This window comes from Geodermatophilus sp. CPCC 205761 (assembly GCF_051383655.1).
Classification (GTDB): Bacteria; Actinomycetota; Actinomycetes; order Mycobacteriales; family Geodermatophilaceae; genus Geodermatophilus.
Genome location: NZ_JALPKQ010000030.1, coordinates 1 through 16988 on the forward strand (window position 1 = coordinate 1; position 16988 = coordinate 16988).

17 protein-coding genes and 1 pseudogene are annotated in these 16988 nt (G+C 74.5%); 7 read left to right on the forward strand and 11 right to left on the reverse strand.

The window, feature by feature from the left end; genetic code table 11:
* Both MY526_RS17585 and MY526_RS17590 read right to left on the reverse strand, forming a co-directional pair.
* Positions 1 to 264 (reverse strand): annotated as a pseudogene (locus MY526_RS17585) (hypothetical protein); the annotation flags it as partial.
* Positions 265 to 303: 39 nt separating this feature from the next.
* Positions 304 to 771 carry a PPOX class F420-dependent oxidoreductase gene (locus tag MY526_RS17590; RefSeq protein ID WP_436693833.1) on the reverse strand — a complete coding sequence of 156 codons (468 nt, stop codon included), beginning with the start codon at positions 769 to 771 and terminating at the stop codon, positions 304 to 306.
* Positions 772 to 936: 165 nt separating this feature from the next.
* On the opposite strand from MY526_RS17590, the gene MY526_RS17595 reads away from it, so the two are divergent.
* Together MY526_RS17595 and MY526_RS17600 are read left to right on the forward strand one after the other, a co-directional pair.
* Complete coding sequence (locus MY526_RS17595) at positions 937 to 2163, forward strand: AI-2E family transporter (protein ID WP_436704710.1); 1227 nt, start codon at positions 937 to 939, stop codon at positions 2161 to 2163.
* A gap of 83 nt (positions 2164 to 2246) precedes the next feature.
* Positions 2247 to 3203 (forward strand): proteasome assembly chaperone family protein, encoded by a 957-nt coding sequence (locus MY526_RS17600; protein ID WP_436693835.1) that lies wholly within the window; start codon positions 2247 to 2249, stop codon positions 3201 to 3203.
* Positions 3204 to 3260: 57 nt separating this feature from the next.
* On the opposite strand, the gene purU is transcribed toward MY526_RS17600, so the two are convergent.
* From purU to MY526_RS17625, 5 genes are all read right to left on the reverse strand, one after another.
* Positions 3261 to 4157, reverse strand: coding sequence for a formyltetrahydrofolate deformylase (gene purU / locus MY526_RS17605; protein ID WP_436693836.1), 897 nt, complete (start codon positions 4155 to 4157; stop codon positions 3261 to 3263).
* A 78-nt stretch (positions 4158 to 4235) separates the two neighbouring features.
* Positions 4236 to 5156, reverse strand: coding sequence for a non-homologous end-joining DNA ligase (gene ligD / locus MY526_RS17610; RefSeq protein WP_436693837.1), 921 nt, complete (start codon positions 5154 to 5156; stop codon positions 4236 to 4238).
* Positions 5157 to 5163: 7 nt separating this feature from the next.
* A complete protein-coding gene (gene ligD / locus MY526_RS17615; protein ID WP_436693838.1) occupies positions 5164 to 6627 on the reverse strand; it encodes a non-homologous end-joining DNA ligase in 1464 nt (487 codons plus the stop codon).
* A 1-nt stretch (position 6628) separates the two neighbouring features.
* A complete protein-coding gene (locus tag MY526_RS17620) occupies positions 6629 to 7618 on the reverse strand; it encodes a Ku protein (RefSeq protein WP_436693839.1) in 990 nt (329 codons plus the stop codon).
* A 126-nt stretch (positions 7619 to 7744) separates the two neighbouring features.
* Positions 7745 to 8320, reverse strand: coding sequence for a DUF1360 domain-containing protein (locus MY526_RS17625; protein WP_436693840.1), 576 nt, complete (start codon positions 8318 to 8320; stop codon positions 7745 to 7747).
* 168 nt (positions 8321 to 8488) lie between these two features.
* Between MY526_RS17625 and MY526_RS17630 the strand changes: the two genes are divergently transcribed.
* A complete protein-coding gene (locus MY526_RS17630) occupies positions 8489 to 8899 on the forward strand; it encodes a hypothetical protein (protein WP_436693841.1) in 411 nt (136 codons plus the stop codon).
* Positions 8900 to 9136: 237 nt separating this feature from the next.
* Positions 9137 to 9535 carry an STAS domain-containing protein gene (locus MY526_RS17635; RefSeq protein ID WP_436693842.1) on the forward strand — a complete coding sequence of 133 codons (399 nt, stop codon included), beginning with the start codon at positions 9137 to 9139 and terminating at the stop codon, positions 9533 to 9535.
* A 76-nt stretch (positions 9536 to 9611) separates the two neighbouring features.
* Here the strand turns inward: MY526_RS17635 and MY526_RS17640 are convergent, their stop codons facing one another.
* Positions 9612 to 10634 (reverse strand): DNA topoisomerase IB, encoded by a 1023-nt coding sequence (locus tag MY526_RS17640; RefSeq protein ID WP_436693843.1) that lies wholly within the window; start codon positions 10632 to 10634, stop codon positions 9612 to 9614.
* A 59-nt stretch (positions 10635 to 10693) separates the two neighbouring features.
* On the reverse strand, positions 10694 to 12538 hold the full coding sequence (locus MY526_RS17645) for a SpoIIE family protein phosphatase (protein ID WP_436704711.1): 1845 nt from the start codon (positions 12536 to 12538) through the stop codon (positions 10694 to 10696).
* Between the two features lie 240 nt (positions 12539 to 12778).
* On the opposite strand from MY526_RS17645, the gene MY526_RS17650 reads away from it, so the two are divergent.
* Together MY526_RS17650 and MY526_RS17655 are read left to right on the forward strand one after the other, a co-directional pair.
* A complete protein-coding gene (locus MY526_RS17650) occupies positions 12779 to 13276 on the forward strand; it encodes an ATP-binding protein (RefSeq protein WP_436693845.1) in 498 nt (165 codons plus the stop codon).
* Positions 13273 to 14247: a SigB/SigF/SigG family RNA polymerase sigma factor gene (locus MY526_RS17655; RefSeq protein WP_436693846.1), complete on the forward strand. Its 975-nt coding sequence runs from the start codon at positions 13273 to 13275 to the stop codon at positions 14245 to 14247. The genes MY526_RS17650 and MY526_RS17655 overlap by 4 nt, the downstream gene beginning before the upstream one ends.
* Positions 14248 to 14362: 115 nt before the next feature.
* On the opposite strand, the gene MY526_RS17660 is transcribed toward MY526_RS17655, so the two are convergent.
* Together MY526_RS17660 and MY526_RS17665 are read right to left on the reverse strand one after the other, a co-directional pair.
* Positions 14363 to 15559: an SPFH domain-containing protein gene (locus MY526_RS17660; protein WP_436693847.1), complete on the reverse strand. Its 1197-nt coding sequence runs from the start codon at positions 15557 to 15559 to the stop codon at positions 14363 to 14365.
* 95 nt (positions 15560 to 15654) lie between these two features.
* Positions 15655 to 16098 (reverse strand): NfeD family protein, encoded by a 444-nt coding sequence (locus MY526_RS17665; protein WP_436693848.1) that lies wholly within the window; start codon positions 16096 to 16098, stop codon positions 15655 to 15657.
* Positions 16099 to 16184: 86 nt separating this feature from the next.
* Here MY526_RS17665 and MY526_RS17670 point away from each other — a divergent pair, with 86 nt between their 5' ends.
* Positions 16185 to 16922 carry a hypothetical protein gene (locus MY526_RS17670; RefSeq protein WP_436693849.1) on the forward strand — a complete coding sequence of 246 codons (738 nt, stop codon included), beginning with the start codon at positions 16185 to 16187 and terminating at the stop codon, positions 16920 to 16922.
* Positions 16923 to 16988 lie beyond the last annotated feature (66 nt).

A 16988-nucleotide genomic window follows, 5' to 3' on the forward strand; every position in this document is an offset into this window, starting at 1 on the left:
CCGGCGGGCCGCGTCGACCGCGCGGCGCGCGCTGAGGACCACCGCGCCGGTCCGCGCGCCGTCGGCCGGCGGCCCGGCACCGACGCCCACGCACCAGCCGGAGGCCCGCACGAGGCCGAGGACGACGTCGACCACGGCCGCCGGATCCCGCACGGCGCCGTGCCACTCGCCGTCCGCCGTCTGCTCGAGGACCACGCCGACCCCGTCCGGTCGGCGGGCGGGGGCGCCGTCGTCGCAGGCCGCGACGGTCAGCACGAACGGCACCGGGCAAGCCTGACAGCTTTCCCCGGTCCGGGCCAGGACCTACATCCGCGCGGCGACGTCGGGCGGGAAGCCGCCGGTCGCGACCGGGCCCCAGCGCTCGACCGTGATGCGCAGCAGCGACTTGCCCTGGCGGGTCATCGCGGCGCGGTACTCGTCCCAGTCCGGGTGCTCCCCGCTGATCGACCGGAAGTACTCGACCAGCGGCTCGAGCGCCTCGGGCAGGTCGAGCACCTCGGCCTGCCCGTCGACCTGCACCCAGGGGCCGTCGAAGTCGTCGGACAGGACGCAGAGGGAGACGGCCGGGTCCCGCCGGGCGTTGGCCACCTTGGCCCGCTGGGGGTAGGTGGAGACGACGACCCGGCCCGCGGCGTCGAGCCCGCACGTGACCGGGGACAGCTGCACGCCCCCGTCGGCGCGGCGGGTGACGAGGACCGCCCGGTGCCGCGGACGGAGGAACTCCTCGAGCGCGGTGCGGTCGACCCGGTCGGCGGTGGCGGTCTTCGGCATGCCCCGACGCTACGACGACGGCCCGAAGATCGTTTCCGACCGGCCCGCAGCGGACATCCCTGTGTCGTGATCGATCGACTGAGGCTGCGCCCGTCCGGCCGCTCCGCGGGGCAGGACCCAGCGGGGTCCCCCGGGACGTCCGCCGGACGACGGGAGCCGGAGGGGGTGGCGCACGCGGAGACGTCCGCGCCGGCGCCGTCCCCCGAGCGCGGCCCGCGGATGCGGAAGGCGATCCGCGCGGTGGCGATCATGTCGGCCCAGCTGCTGCTGATCTCGGCGGCCGCCTGGGTCCTCTTCTGGGTCCTGGGCAAGTTGTGGGTGATCCTGCTGCCGATCGTGCTCGGCCTGCTGTTCGCCACCGTGCTGTGGCCCCCGACCCGGTTCCTGCGCCGGCACCGCTGGCCGCCGGCACTGGCCGCCTCCGTCGTCCTGCTCGCCGCCCTCGCGCTGTTCGGCGGGATCATCGCCGCCATCGCGCCCTCGGTCGCCGACCAGGTCGGCGAGCTCACCGACCAGGCGACCAGCGGACTCCAGCGCGTGCAGGAGTGGCTGGCGGGGCCGCCGTTCAACCTCGGCGAGGACCAGATCGGCCAGGCCGTCGACAACGCCATCAACTCGCTGCAGAGCAACGCCCAGAACATCGCCGGAGCGGCGCTGACCGGCGCCACGGCGATCGGCAACGGGCTGATCAACCTGATCCTCGCCCTGTTCCTGGCCTTCTTCTTCATCAAGGACGGCCCGCGCTGGGTGCCGTGGCTGTCCGCGCAGACCGGCAGCCGCGCCGCGCCGCACGTGGCGGCCCTGTCCCAGAAGACGTGGAACACGCTGTCGGAGTTCATCCGGCAGCAGGCGCTGGTCGGCCTGGTGGACGCCTTCTTCATCGGACTGGGGCTGTGGATCCTCGACGTCCCACTGGTGCTGCCGCTGGCCGTCCTGACCTTCTTCGGCGCGTTCATCCCCATCATCGGTGCGTTCGTCGCGGGCGCATTCGCGGTGCTGATCGCGCTGGTCGACGAGGGCTTCACGGTGGCGCTGATCGTCTTCGGCATCGTGCTGCTGGTGCAGCAGCTCGAGGGCAACGTCCTGCAGCCGATCATCCAGGGCCGCGGCTTCAACCTGCACGCGGCGGTGGTGATCCTGGCGGTGACCGCCGGCGGCAGCCTCGCGGGGATCACCGGGGCGTTCCTCGGGGTGCCGGTCGCGGCGCTGATCGCCGTCGTCTACCGGTACGCGCGCGACCAGCTCGACGCCCGGTCGCCGGAGGTGGCCGACGACGGCACCCGGCCCCAGGTCTCCGGCGACGTGCACGGCGCCGAGGTCACGAGGGAGCAGGTGGCGCCGCCCGCTCCCGAGGGCACCGGCCGCCCGTCCCAGGAGGGTCTGGGGAAGTGAGCCCCGGCCGGGTGACCGCGGGAATGCGGGCACCCGTCCGGGGGCTGGACGTGGCGTAGGTCCGGATCAGAGGAGGCACCACCGTGGCGCACCAGCCGGAGGAGCTCGTCGAGCTGCTCCCCGAGGCGGAGCCGTTCCTCGCCCGCGAGGCGGAGGTCGGGGACGCCGCCGAGCGCCGGGGCCTGGTGCTGGTCCACGACCTGGCCGGCGAGTTCGACGCCGCGCACGCGGGCGCGCTGGCCGGCGCGCACCTGCTGGCCAGCCTCCCGCACCAGGTGATCGCGCGGTTCGACGTCGACGCCCTGGTCGACTACCGGGCCCACCGGCCCCGGATGACGTTCAACGCCGACCACTACGAGGGCTTCACCCCGCCGGAGATCGCGGTCTACGCCGTGGAGGACGACGCTGGCGAGCCGTTCCTGCTGCTGCACGGCGCCGAGCCGGACTTCGCGTGGGAGCGGTTCGTGGCCGCCGTCGGCCGGCTGGTCGAGCGGCTCGGCGTCACCTCGGTGGTGGCGCTGCAGGCGATCCCGATGCCGGTGCCGCACACCCGGCCGGTGACGGTGACCGCGCACGCCACCCGCCGGCAGCTCATCGAGTCCTACCCCGTCTACTGGGGCGAGCTGCGCATCCCCGGCAGTGTCGCGGCGCTCCTGGAGCTGCGGCTGGGTGAGGCCGGGGTCGATGCGCTCGGCGTCGCCGCGCACGTGCCGCACTACCTGGCGCAGACCACCTTCCCGGCGGCGTCCCTCACCCTGCTCGAGCACGTCTCGCAGCTGACCGGGCTGCACCTGCCGACCGAGGCGATGCGGGAGGCGGCCGAGGCGCACCGCACCGAGGTCGACGAGCAGATCGGCCGCTCGCCGGAGAACACCGCGGTCGTGGCGGCCCTGGAGCAGCAGTACGACCAGTTCGCCGCCGCGCGCGAGGGCAACGACCTGCTCAGCGACGTCGGCGAGGTGCCCAGCGGCGACGAGATCGGCGCGGAGTTCGAGCGGTTCCTCGCCGACCAGGACCGCAAGCGCCGCCGCGGGGAGTGACCCAGGGGCAGAAATGGCCATTTCTGCCCCTCCGGCCGCTCGGCGCGGAGAGTCCGTTCAGGCGAAGACGATGGTCCGCGGGCCCTCCACGATGACGCGGTCCTCGACGTGCCAGGTCACCGCCTGCGCGAGCACCTGGCGCTCGACGTAGCGGCCGATGCGGCGCATGTCCTCGACGGTGGCGCGGTGGTCCACGCGGGCCACCTCCTGCTCGATGATCGGCCCGGCGTCGAGCTCCGGCGTCACGTAGTGCGCGGTCGCCCCGATCAGCTTCACGCCGCGGTCGTGCGCCGCCTGGTACGGGTTCGCGCCGACGAACGCCGGCAGGAAGCTGTGGTGGATGTTGATCAGCCGCTCCGGGAACCGGGCGCAGAACTCGGCCGACACGATCTGCATGTACCGGGCCAGCACGACCAGGTCGACGTCCCCCATGAGCTCCAGCGCCCGGGCCTCGGCCTCGGCCTTGGTCTCGGGAGTGACCGGCACGTGGTGGAACGGCACGCCGTGCGCCCGCGCCACCGGCTCGAGGTCGGGGTGGTTGGAGACGACGGCGGCGATCTCGGCCTGCAGGTCGCCCGACCCCACCCGGTAGAGCAGCTCCTGCAGCACGTGGTCGGTCCTGCTGACGAACACCGCCAGCTTCGGCCGGTACGCCGCCTCGGTCAGCCGCCAGGTGAACTGCCACTCGCGGCCCAGCAGCTCGAGGGCGCCCTCCAGCTGGTGGCGGCGGCCGGCCAGGTCGGCGAGGAAGAACTCCAGCCGCAGCGTGAACGTGCCGCCCACCGGGTCGGAGGAGTGCTGCTGCGACTCGGTGATGTTGGCCCCGATGTCGGCCAGCAGCCGGGACAGGACGGCGACGATCCCGGGCCGGTCGGGGCAGCGGACGACGAGGCGCCCCACGTCGGTCGACCGGTCGTCGCGCGGACCCAGGGACGGCAGCTCAGCAACGGACACGGGAAGCGAGGATGCCAGGCCCGCCCGGGCGTCCCGAGCGACCTCGCCCGGAGGGGCAGAAATGGCCACTTCTGCCCCTCATGCCGGTGGGAGGACGGCGCGCTCGGTGCCGGCGATGTCGAACAGGTCGCCGTAGTCCTCGACGCGGGCGAGCACGTCCTCGGTGCGGAAGCGCAGATCCCCCGGGTCGGCGCCGTCGAGCACCGCCTCGACCTCGTCCCAGCCGATCGGCGCGGACACCGTGGCGTCCGGCCGGGCCCGCATCGAGTAGGGCGCGACGGTCGTCTTCGCGGGGTTGTTCTGGCTCCAGTCGATGAGCACCTTGCCCGGGCGGAGCACCTTCTCCATCCGCCAGACCACCTGCTCGGGCGTCTCGGCGGCGAGCTCCTGCGCCAGCTTCTTCGCGTACCGGCTGGGGTGCTCGCGGTCGGTCACCCGGATCGGCGCGTACACCTGCATCCCCTTGGACCCCGACGTCTTCACCACCGGGTCCAGGCCGTCGTCCACGAGCCGCGCGCGCAGCCGCTCGGCGACCTCGCAGCACTCGACGATGCCGGCGTCCGGGCCGGGGTCGAGGTCGAGCACGAGCAGGTCGGGCAGCGCCGGCTGCAGCCTGCTGCCGACCTGCCATTGCGGCACGTGCAGCTCCAGCGCGGCGAGGTTGGCCGCCCAGGCCAGGTCGGCGACGGTCTCCAGGATCACCATGTCGAGGGTCTCCCGGCCGCGCGAGCTGCCGGGGCTCGGGACGGTCACCCGCCGCACCCAGTCGGGTGCGTGCCGCGCGCTGTTCTTCTCGAAGAACGCCTGCCCCTCGACGCCGTCCGGCCATCGGGTGAACGTCACCGGCCGCCCGGACAGGTGCGGCAGCAGCACCGGCGCGATCCGCACGTAGTAGTCGATGACCTGCGCCTTGGTGAACGACACCTCCGGGTAGAGCACCTTCTCCAGGTTGGAGACGTGCAGCTGCCGCCCGTCCACCCGCACCAGCTGCCGGCTCACCTGACGCTCACCACTCCTCGACCACGTCCTCGGCGGCGATGTCGTCGCGCAGGCCCCGCCAGGACGGGTGCCGCATCCGACCGTCCGCCGTCCAGACGGCGAACGCCACCTCACCGACCAGCTCGGGCTCCACCCAGCGCGCGTCGCGGGTCACCTCGCGCGGCAGGGCGCCCTCGAAGGGGTTGGTCGCGCGCGGGACGAACAGCTGCTCGAGGTCGCGCAGGGCCTGCGCGGTGAAGCCGGTGCCGACGTGCCCGGCGAACACGAACCGGCCGGTGTCGTCGTGCAGGCCGACCAGCAGCGAGCCCACTCCCCCGGCGCGGCGGCCCTGCCCCGGCCGCCAGCCACCGACGACGACCGCCTGGGTGCGGACGTTCTTCACCTTGCGCCAGTCCGGTCCGCGCGAGCCGGGGCGGTAGGGCGAGTCCAGCCGCTTGGCGACGATGCCCTCCAGCCCGTTGTCCCGGCTGGCCTCGAGCACCGCGGCGCCGTCGCCGCGGAACCACGGGGTGGCCACCCAGCGCTCGCCGCCGATGCCGAGGGCGTCGAGGCGCTCCCGTCGCCGGGCGTAGGGCAGGTCCCGCAGCTCCGCGCCGTCGAGCGCGAGCAGGTCGAAGACGAGGTAGGTGACCGGCGCGGCCGCGGCCATCCGGTGCACCTCGGGCCCGGTGCGGTGCATCCGGCCCTGCAGGGCACCGAAGTCGGGCCGGCCCCGGTCGTCCATCGCCACGACCTCACCGTCGAGGACGGCGTCGTGCCCGGCCAGCTGCACCGGCAGCCGGGCCAGCTCGGGGTAGCGGACGGTGATGTCCGTGCCGCTGCGCGCCCAGAGGGTGAGCGTGCCCGCCTGCACCACGGCGATCGCCCGGACGCCGTCCCACTTGAACTCGTAGCCCCACTGCGCGTCCTGCGCGGAGGGCGGCAGCTCCCCGGCGGTCGCGAGCATGGGGGCGGGCACCTCGACCGGGGGCGGCGGCGGGGCGGGGTCGAGCCGGCGCAGGTTCCAGGTGCCGTCGGCCAGCCGGAAGAACACGTAGCGGCCGCGCAGCCGCCGGCCGTCGAAGACGACGGTGACGTGGTCGTCGGCCCACTTCTCGGTGGCGTACCGGCCGGCGTCCCAGATGCGCACCTCGCCGCCGCCGTACTCGCCGGCGGCGATGGCGCCCTCGAACGCGGCGTACTCCATTGGGTGGTCCTCGGTCGGGACGGCCAGCCGGCCCGGCCCCGGCACGGTGGGCGGCCCCTTGGGGACCGCCCAGCTCTTCAGGACGCCGTCCCGTTCCAGGCGGACGTCCCAGTGCACCCGGTCCCCGGTCCCCCGGGGCGTGTGGTGCTCCTGGACGACGAAGGTGTCGCCGGTGCCCGCGGGCAGCGGCCGGCCGGCCGGCGGGACGGGTTCGGCGGTGCGGGCGGGGTCCCGCTTGGCGCGGTACTCCGCGAGCGGGTCGCCCCGCCGTCCCCGGCCCGGCACCTCAGGCGGTGCGGCGGGCGCGCTTGGCCGGCTGCTTGTCGGCGGTCGCCTTCTTCGCGGCGGTGGCCTTCTTCGCCGTCGTCTTGCGGGCCGTCGTGCGGGCCGGGGCCTCCTCCGGCTCGTCCTCGGCCGCCGCGGCCCGGCGCGCCGGTGCCTTCTTCGCGGCCGCCTTCTTCGCCGGCGCCCGCTTGGCCGGCGGCTCCTCCTCGGCGGCCGGCCCGCCGCGGGCGGCCTCCACGCTGCGGCGCAGGGCGCTCATCAGGTCGACGACGGCGGCGCCGGAGTCGGCGGTCTCCGGCAGCGGCTGCACCTCGCCGCCGGTCTGCTTGGCCTCCAGCAGGGCGGTCATCGCCTCGCGGTAGTCGTCGGTGAAGTCGGCCGGGTCGAAGTCGCCGGTCATCGAACCGATCAGCGCCTCGGCCATCTGCAGCTCCTGCGGCCGGACCGCGACGTCCTCGTCGAGGAAGGCGAAGTCGGGACGGCGGATCTCGTCGGGCCAGCGCATGGTGTGCAGCACCATGACGCCCTCGCGCACCCGCAGCGCGGCCAGCGACTCCCGCTGCCGGATGGCGATCTTGGTTATCGCCACCTGGCCCGCGTTCTCCAGCGCGTCGCGCAGCAGCACGTAGGGGCGGACGGCGGAGGCGTCGGGCTCGAGGAAGTAGGTCTTCTCGAAGTGGATGGGGTCGATCTCGTCCTGGTCGACGAACTGGAGGACGTCGATCTCCCGCCGGGTGGTCAGCGGCAGCTCCTCGAAGTCCTCGTCGGTGAGGACCACCAGCTGCCCGTCGGGGAGCTCGTAGCCCTTCGCGATCTCGGAGTACTCGACCTCCTCGCCGTCGATCGAGCAGACCCGCTTGTACTTGATCCGGCCGCCGTCGGTGACGTGCACCTGGTTGAACCGGATGTCGTGGTCCTCGGTGGCCGTGTACAGCTTCACCCCGATGCTGACCAGGCCGAAGGACACCGCCCCGCGCCAGATCGACCGCATGGTCCGCTCCTCCCGACGCCCGTGACGACCGCGGGCGGGGAAGGCCTGCCGGTCAAGATCGCAGGATAGGTCCGCGACGCGCCCGGCGGCAGGTCGAGCGACCCCCTCCTCCTCCGGACGAGCGATCTAGCGCACGCCCTCGGCCTCGTCCTCACTGGGCGCGAGCGCGCCGTTCTGGATCGCGTCGTAGACGAACTGGAGGATGTCGGAGCCGGCGACCAGCGTCATGGTGAGCGCCACCAGCCGGGTGGCCCGCGGCTGGGTGGCGTAGCCGAACACCAGGCCGGTGGCCACCCACTGGGCCAGGCAGAACGGGCAGGTGAGCAGCTCGCCCACCGCGTGCTTGACGCCGCCGTGCTCGCGCACCTCCTCGGCGACCTCGGCGTGCCCCGAGGGCCCCTGGAACGAGGTGAAGGGCGCCCGCAGCGGGCTGGTCACCGGGTCCTTCGCGATCCGGCGGGCCAGCCGGAAGGTGGCGACCGCGAGCAGCGCGACGTCCCCCGGCGGGATCCGGTCCGGCAGCTCCCGTCCGGCGGCGCGGACGGCGGCGACACCGGTCGCCACCAGGCCCAGGTACACCCCCATCGCGCCGAGGTCCCCGCCGAGCGGGCGCGGCTCGCCCCGCGAGTACTCGTCCTTCTGGGTGCGGGCCCAGCGGCGGACCGGGGCACCGATCCGCTGCAGCTCGTCTGCGATCGCCATGCACCCGCGCTACCCCCGGCCCGGGAGAGCCATGCGGAACGGGTCCGGTCCGCCGTGCGAGCCGGCTCACGCATGGCGGCCGGAGCGGCGGGTAGGCGGAGGGCAGCCCCGGCCGGTCCCCCGGCCGCACGAGAGCGCGCGGACCCACCGCGCAGGAGGAGGCACCCCATGACGCAGCCGGAGGGCCAGACCGCCCGCGACGTCTTCCCCGAGGACGAGGGCATCCCGGAGACCTCGCAGGACGACTCCCCCACGCAGGCCACCGCGGAGGACCCGCAGTTCGCCCCCGTGCCCGGCGACGACCCCGGCGCCAGCGTCGACTTCGGCACCACGGCCTTCGAGCAGTCGCAGGGTGAGTCGCTCTCCGGTCGCCTCGACCGCGAGGTCCCCGACGTGCAGCCCGGCGTCCGGGCCGCCGAGGACCCCCAGCGCGCCTCGATGCAACTCGAGCAGGACACCTCGACGACGCCGGAGTCGGACTCGGGCACCAACCGGACCGCCGACGACGTCGAGGCCACCGGCGACCGGCCGGCCGGCGGCGAGGGGCCCGAGGAGGCCGCCGTCCACACGATCGACTGAGCCCCTGCTCGACCGCGGTCCCCCGGTCGGCGGAGTCGGTTGGCGAGTTCCCCGATCGTTGACCTACCGTGGGACGGCGGTTGAGCATGCAGCCGCGGCCGACCGGGTCGCACCACGCCCGGACGGACACGTCCGCAGACGAACGTGTCCGGGGGCCACGACACCGGGGGGCCGCGCAGCGGTAGATTGACCGGGCGGTCGTGCCGCCGGGCACTGCCGTTGAGAGGAGCTCAGCCCGTGACCACATCCGACCTGCCTGCCGAAGGGCAGCACGACGTGTCGACCGAGGGCACGGAGGCACCCTTCGACGACGTGATCACGCTCTCGACCTCCACCGGTGAGGACGGGGCGATCACGGTGACGGTCGTCGGCGAAGTGGACACGTTCACCGCCCCCGTGCTCCGGTCCTCGCTCGACAACCAGCTCGAGCAGCAGCCGAAGAGCCTCGTCATCGACCTCTCCGGCGTCCAGTTCCTCGGCTCCGCCGGGCTGGCCGTCCTGGTCGAGACCCAGAAGGCCGCCCGCTCGCGCGAGGTCGACCTGCGCCTGATCGCCACCACGCGCGCCGTCACCCGGCCGCTCGAGGTCACCGGCCTGATCGACCTGTTCACGATCGTGGACGGCAGCGCCCGCTGACCGTCCCCGGGCGCCGGCCCGGGATCCCGATCACGACGAGGCCCCGCTCCGGCGGGGCCTCGTCGCGTCTGCCCGGTCAGCTGGTGAGCATCCGGCAGACGGCCTGCTCCAGCACCTTCTGCGCGGTCCGGTCGTCCGGGGCCGAGGCCGCCTCCTGCAGCGCCGGCGCGATCGTCTCGCCGGCGTCGAAGCGGTCGACGACCCGGGGGTCGACGTAGCTGGCCTTGCACACCGCCGGGGTGTTGCCGAGGGTCTCCGAGACCCGCTCGTAGGCCTGCTTCACGACCCGCTTGCGGGCGGTCTTGGTGGTCGGCTGCGGCGCCTCGGCCAGCGTGGCGGCCATCAGCACCGTGGCGTTCCAGGTGCGGAAGTCCTTCGCGGTGATCTCCGCGTCGCTGATCTCCTTGAGGTAGGCGTTGATCTCACCGCTGGTGACGTCGTGCCACACCCGTCCGGACCCCGTCGGGTCGCCCACCCAGTAGCCGAGCAGCTCCTCACCGGTGTCGCCGGGCCGCTTGAGCAGCTCCCGGACGACGTCGGCGGTCGGCCGGTCGGTGAGCTCCAGCTCGCGCTCGATGCCGCCCTTGGCGGTGTAGGAGAAGAACACCCGCTCACCGCGCACCCGCACGTGCTCCCTCCGCAGCGTCGCCAGGCCGTAGGTCCCGTTGTCCTCGGCGTACTGCTCGCTGCCGACGCGGAAGGCGCCGAGGTCCAGCAGCCGGACGGCGGCGGCCAGCACCCGATCCCGGGTCAGCCCCGAGCCGGTGACCGCCTCGACCACGGCCTCGCGGACGTCGGGCAGCTGGTGGGCGATCTCCAGCACCCGCTCGTGCTTCTCGGCGTCCCGCCGGGCCCGCCAGGCGTCGTGGTAGCGGTACTGCCGCCGTCCCGCGGCGTCGACCCCGGTGGCCTGGATGTGCCCGTGCGGCCAGGGGCAGATCCAGACGTCCTTCCACGCCGGGGGGATGGCCAGCGCCCGGACGCGGTCGAGCCGGTCGTCCTTGATCAGCGAGCCGTCGGTGTCGTAGTAGGCGAAACCGCGGCCGGCGCGCCGGCGTCGCCACCCGGGGCCGTGCACGTCGCTGCGGCGGAGTCTCACGCCCCGGGAATGGGCACCGGAGCCGTTCCCCAAACCGCATCGGCCGGCGGGATCACCCGTCAGCGCATCTCGACCAGGCCCGCCAGCCCGCTGATCACGAGGATGTGCCGCGTCACGCCGCCTTCGGGGGCGTGCACCACCAGCCGCCAGCCCTCGTCGCCGGCGATCCGCGCGACCGCCAGGACCACCCGCACCGCCGCGCTGCTGAACAGGGTGACCCCGGCGAGGTCCAGCTCCACCTGCCCGGTGCCGCCGTGGCTGGCCTCCAGCAGCCGGATCCGCAGCTGCTCGGCGCCGACCAGGTCCACCGCGCCGGAGACCCGCACCACCGGCCGCTCGCCGGCCCGGTCGACCGCCACCTCGGTGGCGCTGGTGCCGGCGTGCCGCTCCTCGATCTCCTCGCTGCTCCGCAGCCGCATGCTGAGGGTGACGGTGGTGCCGTGCTCGCCCTGCAGCACGACGCCGTCCACGAGCTGCCGCATGATCAGCAATCCGCGGCCGCGGTTGCCCGGGTCGCGGTCCGGCGGTCGCCAGCTCCCCTCGTCCCGCACGGTGACCGTGAGCACGCCGTCGACGTCGACCGCGGCCGTCACGTGCATCCGGCCGGGCTCGGTGCCGCGGTAGGCGTGCTCGGCGGAGTTCGCGCAGGCCTCTCCGACCGCGACCATCACCCCGACCCGGTCCTGCTCCCCCATCCCCAGCCCGACCAGCCAGGCCGACAGCCGGCGGCGCACCGCCGGTAGCGAGGCCGGGACGGCGAGCAGGTCCATCGTCAGCGGCTCGTGCCGCTCGGCCAGCCGGTGCGCCACCAGGACGGCGAGGTCGTCCGGGTGCTCCCGGGGGCCGAGCAGCCCCTCGGCGACGGCCGCGGCCAGCCCGCCGGCTCCCTCAGGGACGATCGAGCCGGGGCCGGTGACCGCGCGGCGGGCCACGTCGGCCAGCCGGCTGAGCCCCTGGGCCGGCGGCGGACCCGACGCCGACACCGCGCCGTCGGAGTAGAGGACGAGCGTCGCCCCGGGCGCCAGCTCCGCCGAGGAGACGACGGTCGGGCTGCCGGGCAGGCTGCCCAGCGGCGGGCGGGGGGTGACCGGCAGGAAGGACGAGCTGCCGTCGGCCGCGACCAGCAGCGGCGGCGGGTGCCCGGCCGCGGCGTAGGTCAGTCGGCCGGTGGCCGCCTCGAGCACCGCGTAGAACACCGAGGCGCCCTCGACGTCCTCCATCTGGGCGGCGAAGGCGTCCAGCGCGGCGACGACGGCGGCCGGGGACGGGTCGCGCAGCGCGACCGAGCGCATCGCGCCCCGCAGCCGGCTCATCGCACCCGCGGCGGGCACGCCGTGGCCGACGGCGTCACCGATGACCAGCGCGAGCCTGCCCCGTCCCAGCGGGACGGCGTCGAACCAGTCCCCACCGGCGGCGCCCAAGGAGCTGGCCCGGTGGTAGCTGCCCGACAGCCGGAGCTCGGGGAGCAGCGGCAGCGACGGGGGCAGGAGCGAGTGCTGCACCTGGTCGACGACGTCCCCGCGCGCCTCGGGCCAGGCGTCGGTGCCGGTGCCGGCCTCCAGGACCAGCAGCACGCCGGGTTCCCCCTCCACCCGCAACGGCTGGAGCACCGCCGTTGCCGCGGTCCCGTCCGACCCCAGGGGCCCGCGCAGGGTCTCGGGGCGGCCGGTGCGCGCCACCACGTCGACGAGGTCGGCGACCGAGCGGCCGTCGACCGACGGCAGGTCGGCGCGCGAGGTGCCCAGCGCGCGGGCCCGGGCGTTGGCCCAGACGGGCTCCATCGCCGGGCCGGCCAGGCAGTAGATCGCCGCCGCCGCGTCCTCCATGGCCGCGACGAGCACGTCGTGGCCCGCGCCCCCCACGGGACGCGCGCCCGGCGTCGGGCTCGGCTGGCTGGCGTTCATCTGCGGCCAGGAAACCGCAGGGCAAGGGGGGCGGCAACCGCGCTCACCGGTGCCGGGGACCGGCGTTTGCCGCCCCCTCGTACCGGGTAGAACTGCTCTTCGGGGCGCCGCCCGACCCGAGCATCCGCCGGGTGCGGGCGGCATTCGGGCACTATGGGGGCGAGCCGCCGCGGCCGGACCACCGGCGCGGGGCCGTGGCTCTGCAGAGCGGAACGCTGACGAACGAGGAGCGGACGACGGATGGTGGACTCGAGGGGTGCCCTCGCGCACGACGGGCGGCGCGCCGAGCGACTGGAACTGCGGGTGCCCACCACCCCGAGCCAGCTGCCCGCGGTGCGGGCCATGGCCGGTGACCTGGCGATGCGGATGGACTACGACCTCGACGCGGTCGAGGACCTGCGGCTGGCCGTCGACGAGGCGTGCGCGACGCTCGCCGCGATCGTCTCCGGCGACCGCCGGCTGACGGTCGTCTTCGAGACGCGGCGATCGGGCCTGCACATCGACGCCTGGGTGCCGACCGCCGAGGGCACCGACGTCCCCCGCGACGGCTTCGGCTGGGCGGTGCTGCACACCCTGGTGGACCGGGTGGACGCCGGCCCGGCGAGCCAGGCGACCGTCCCGGCCGGTGACGGCAGCGGCGCCGCGGTCGCCGTCATCTCCATGGACAAGTTCCTCCCGGGTCACAACCCGGAGCAGCTGCTCGGTGGCACGGGCCAGAACGTCTCGGTCGCACGGTGACGCGGGGGGCAGCCGCCAAGCCGCCGACCGTGGAGGAGGACACCCTGCGCGACGACGAGTCCCCGGCGGGGACGGAGGAGGTCGCGCCCGAGGACGCTCCCGTGCTCGTACCCGACCCCCGCAGCGAGACCGTCCCGGCGACGGAGGCCCTGACCGAGCCGGACGCCGAGCCGGAGCCGGCGACCGAACCCGACGTCGCCCCGGTCTCGGACAACCGCCGCCGCGCCGAGCGCACCGCGCCGCTGTTCGCGGAGCTCGCGACCCTGGAGAAGGGCGACCCGCGCCGCGAGCGGCTGCGGGAGATCCTGGTGGAGGAGCACCTGCCGCTGGTGCGGCACTTCGCCCGCCGGTTCAGCAACCGCGGCGAGCCGTTCGACGACCTGCTCCAGGTGGGCACGCTCGGCCTGATCGCCGCCATCGACCGGTTCGACCCGACGCGCGGCGTGGAGTTCCTCTCCTTCGCGGTCCCGACGATCACCGGCGAGATCAAGCGGCACTTCCGCGACCAGGGCTGGTCGGTGCGGGTGCCGCGCCGGCTGCAGGAGCTGCACCTGTCGCTCAACGCGGCCGTCGGTGAGCTGGCGCAGAAGAACGGCCGGGCGCCCACGCCGTCCGAGCTGGCCGAGCACCTCGGCATCCCGCGCGCGGAGGTCCTCGAGGGGCTGGCCGTGGCCAATGCCTACCGGTCGAGCTCGCTGGACGAGCGGCTCAGCGGCGAGGACGACTCCCCCACCCTCGCCGCCACGCTGGGCGAGGAGGACGCCGCGCTGGAGGGCGTGGAGTACCGCGAGTCGCTCCAGCCGCTGCTGGCCACCATCCCGGCCCGCGAGCGCCGCATCCTCATCCTGCGGTTCTTCGGCAACATGACCCAGTCGCAGATCGCGGCCGACATCGGCATCTCGCAGATGCACGTGTCCCGGCTGCTCAGCCAGACCCTGGCCAAGCTGCGCGAGGGCCTGCTCAAGGACTGAGCCGCACCCGGGTGTCGGGAGCTCTTCCCACGTTCTGCGCCGGAGAACGCGGGAAGAGCTCCCACTGCCGCATCTCAGGCTGGGTGGGGCCCGACGGTCCCGCCGCGCCCCGTGATCAGCCCTGCGGCGGCGGCTGGCTCGGATCCGGCGGCGCCAGCTCCACGTTCCCGAGCTCCCGGGCCTCCTGCGTGGCCTGCGCCAGGGAGGGCGGTGCGGGCGCGGTCTCCTGGACGATGCTCGACAGCTCGATCCGCGCCTCCGGCTGTTCGGCGGCCGGCGGCAGCTGCGACTCGAACCAGTCGCTGGTGTCCAGCCCGCCGCTCCTCGGCGCCGACGTGCCGTTGCCGGACGACCCGACGTCCATCCAGGAGCGCCCGCCCTCGGCGCCGCCGAGGTTGGCCAGGCCCTCGAGGGCCTTGCTGAACTCGCTGGGGACGATCCACATCTTGTTGGCGTCGCCCTGCGCGATCTGCGGCAGCGTCTGCAGGTACTGGTAGGCCAGCAGGCCCTGGTCGGGCTTGCCGTCGTGGATGGCCTGGAACACCGTCTCGATCGACTTCGCCTGCCCCTGGGCCTGGAGGAACAGCGCCGCCCGCTCCCCCTCGGCGCGCAGGATCCGGCTCTGCCGCTCGGCCTCGGCCTCGAGGATCGCCGCCTGCTTGCGGCCCTCCGCCGACAAGATCGCCGAGGCCTTCTCCCCCTCCGCGGAGGTGATCGCCGCCTGCCGGTGCCCCTCGGCGGTGAGGATCACGGCGCGCTTGTCGCGGTCGGCGCGCATCTGCTTCTCCATCGAGTCCTGGATCGAGTGTGGCGGGTCGATCGCCTTGATCTCCACCCGTGCCACCCGCAGGCCCCAGGGCCCGGTGGTGCCGTCGAGGACCTCGCGGAGCTGGCTGTTGATGCCGTCCCGGCCGGTCAGCGCCCCCTCGAGGTTCAGCCCACCGACCACGTTGCGCAGCGTCGTGGTGGTCAGCTGCTCCATGCCGGTGATGTAGTTCGCGATGCCGTAGACGGCCAGCCGCGGGTCGGTCACCTGGAAGTAGACGACGGTGTCGATGCCCACCTGCAGGTTGTCCGCGGTGATGACCGGCTGCGGCGGGAAGGAGACCACCTGCTCGCGCAGGTCGATCGTGGCCCGCACCCGGTCGATGAAGGGCACCAGGATGGACAGCCCCGGCGAGAGCGTGCGGCTGTACCGGCCGAGCCGCTCGACCACCTTGGCCTGCGCCTGCGGAACGATCGTCACGCTCTTCGCGACGACGACGATCACCAGCAGGGCGATCACGATCAGGGCGATCAGTGCAGGCGTCACGGGAACGCTCCTTCCACTCCGGTTCCGTCCCGATCTTGCCGTGCACGGGTTCCGTTCCGGGGCCGTTCGGCCCCGCTGTCACCCGCGCGGAGGGATCACTCCAGCTCCAGCGCGTCGCCGACGACGGCGGTGGCGCCGTCCACCTGGAGGATCCGGACGGTCGAGCCGACCGGGAAGGTCTCCGCGCCGTACTGGCTGCGGGCGGTCCACTCGTCGGCGCCGAGGCGGATCCGGCCGCCGTGCCCGTCGACGGGCTGGGTGACCCGCGCCGTCCGGCCGATGAGGGCGGCGACGCCGTCCAGCTGCTCGGGAGTGCGCTCGGTGAGGTGCCGCTTGGCCAGCGGGCGGACGAGGAGCAGCAGCACCGCGGAGACGACGATGAAGCCGACCAGCTGGAGCCCCACGGCACCGCCCAGCAGCGCGACGGTCATGCCGCCCAGCGCGCCGCCGGCGAACATCAGCAGCACCAGGTCCAGGCTCGCCATCTCGCCGGCGGCGAACAGACCCGACGCGATCAGCCACAGCAGCCAGGCGTCCACGGCGTCACTCTCCCAGACCGGACCCGGAGCGTGATCCATCTCAACCGGATCGTCACCTGCCCGGGTGCCCGACATAGCCTCGACTGGTGCACGACTTCCCCGCCGGCCGGTTCGCGGTCTGGGCGACCGCCTGGCTCACCGGCCGCGCCTCGTACGACGACGCTCTCGACGCCCTCCTCGGCACCACCGCGCACCGGGTCTCCGGCCTGCCCGGTGCCCAGGAGGCGGTCCCCCTCGGCTGGGCGCTGACCACGCTGCGCGGCCTCGGGGAGCGCCGCTTCCGGCTGGTGCTGCCGGTGCCCGGCGACGTCCGTGGCGTGCCGCGGGTGCCGGGGCTGCCCGAGCTCGCGCTGGAGGCGGGACAGGCCGCCGTCGGCGAGCGGCTGGCGCTGGTGCCGGAGCCGGTCGGGTCCGAGGTGGTGCAGTGGACGGCGGTCGACCTGGCCGGCGCCCCGCCGGTGCCCCCGCCGGTGGAGGGCACGCTGCGGGCGGTGTCCGGCGGGCTGGACCTCGCCGTCTCCGACGCCGCCCGGACCCTCGTCGACCTCGACCTGGCCCGCTGGCACCCCGAGGTGCCCGCGCTGCTGGCGGGGCTGGCCAAGCCGGCGCACGTGCCGGGGATGCCCCCGGGCAGCGACCCGCTGGCCCTGTCGGTGCTCGCCCGCGCGCAGCGGCTGGCCCGGGTGCTCGACCTGGCGCTCACCGACGCCCCGGGCGGGGCGGTCACCACCGGCCAGGCCGCGGCCCGGGACGACGCGCTGCGCCCGCTGTCCGACGCCGTGCGCGAGGCGATCACCGCCGCCTACAACGCGATCCCGCGCTAGCCGACCGGGTCTTCTGCGGTGTTCTGCTCCCTCCTGCGGCGGTGCACGGCCGCAAGAGCGGAGGAG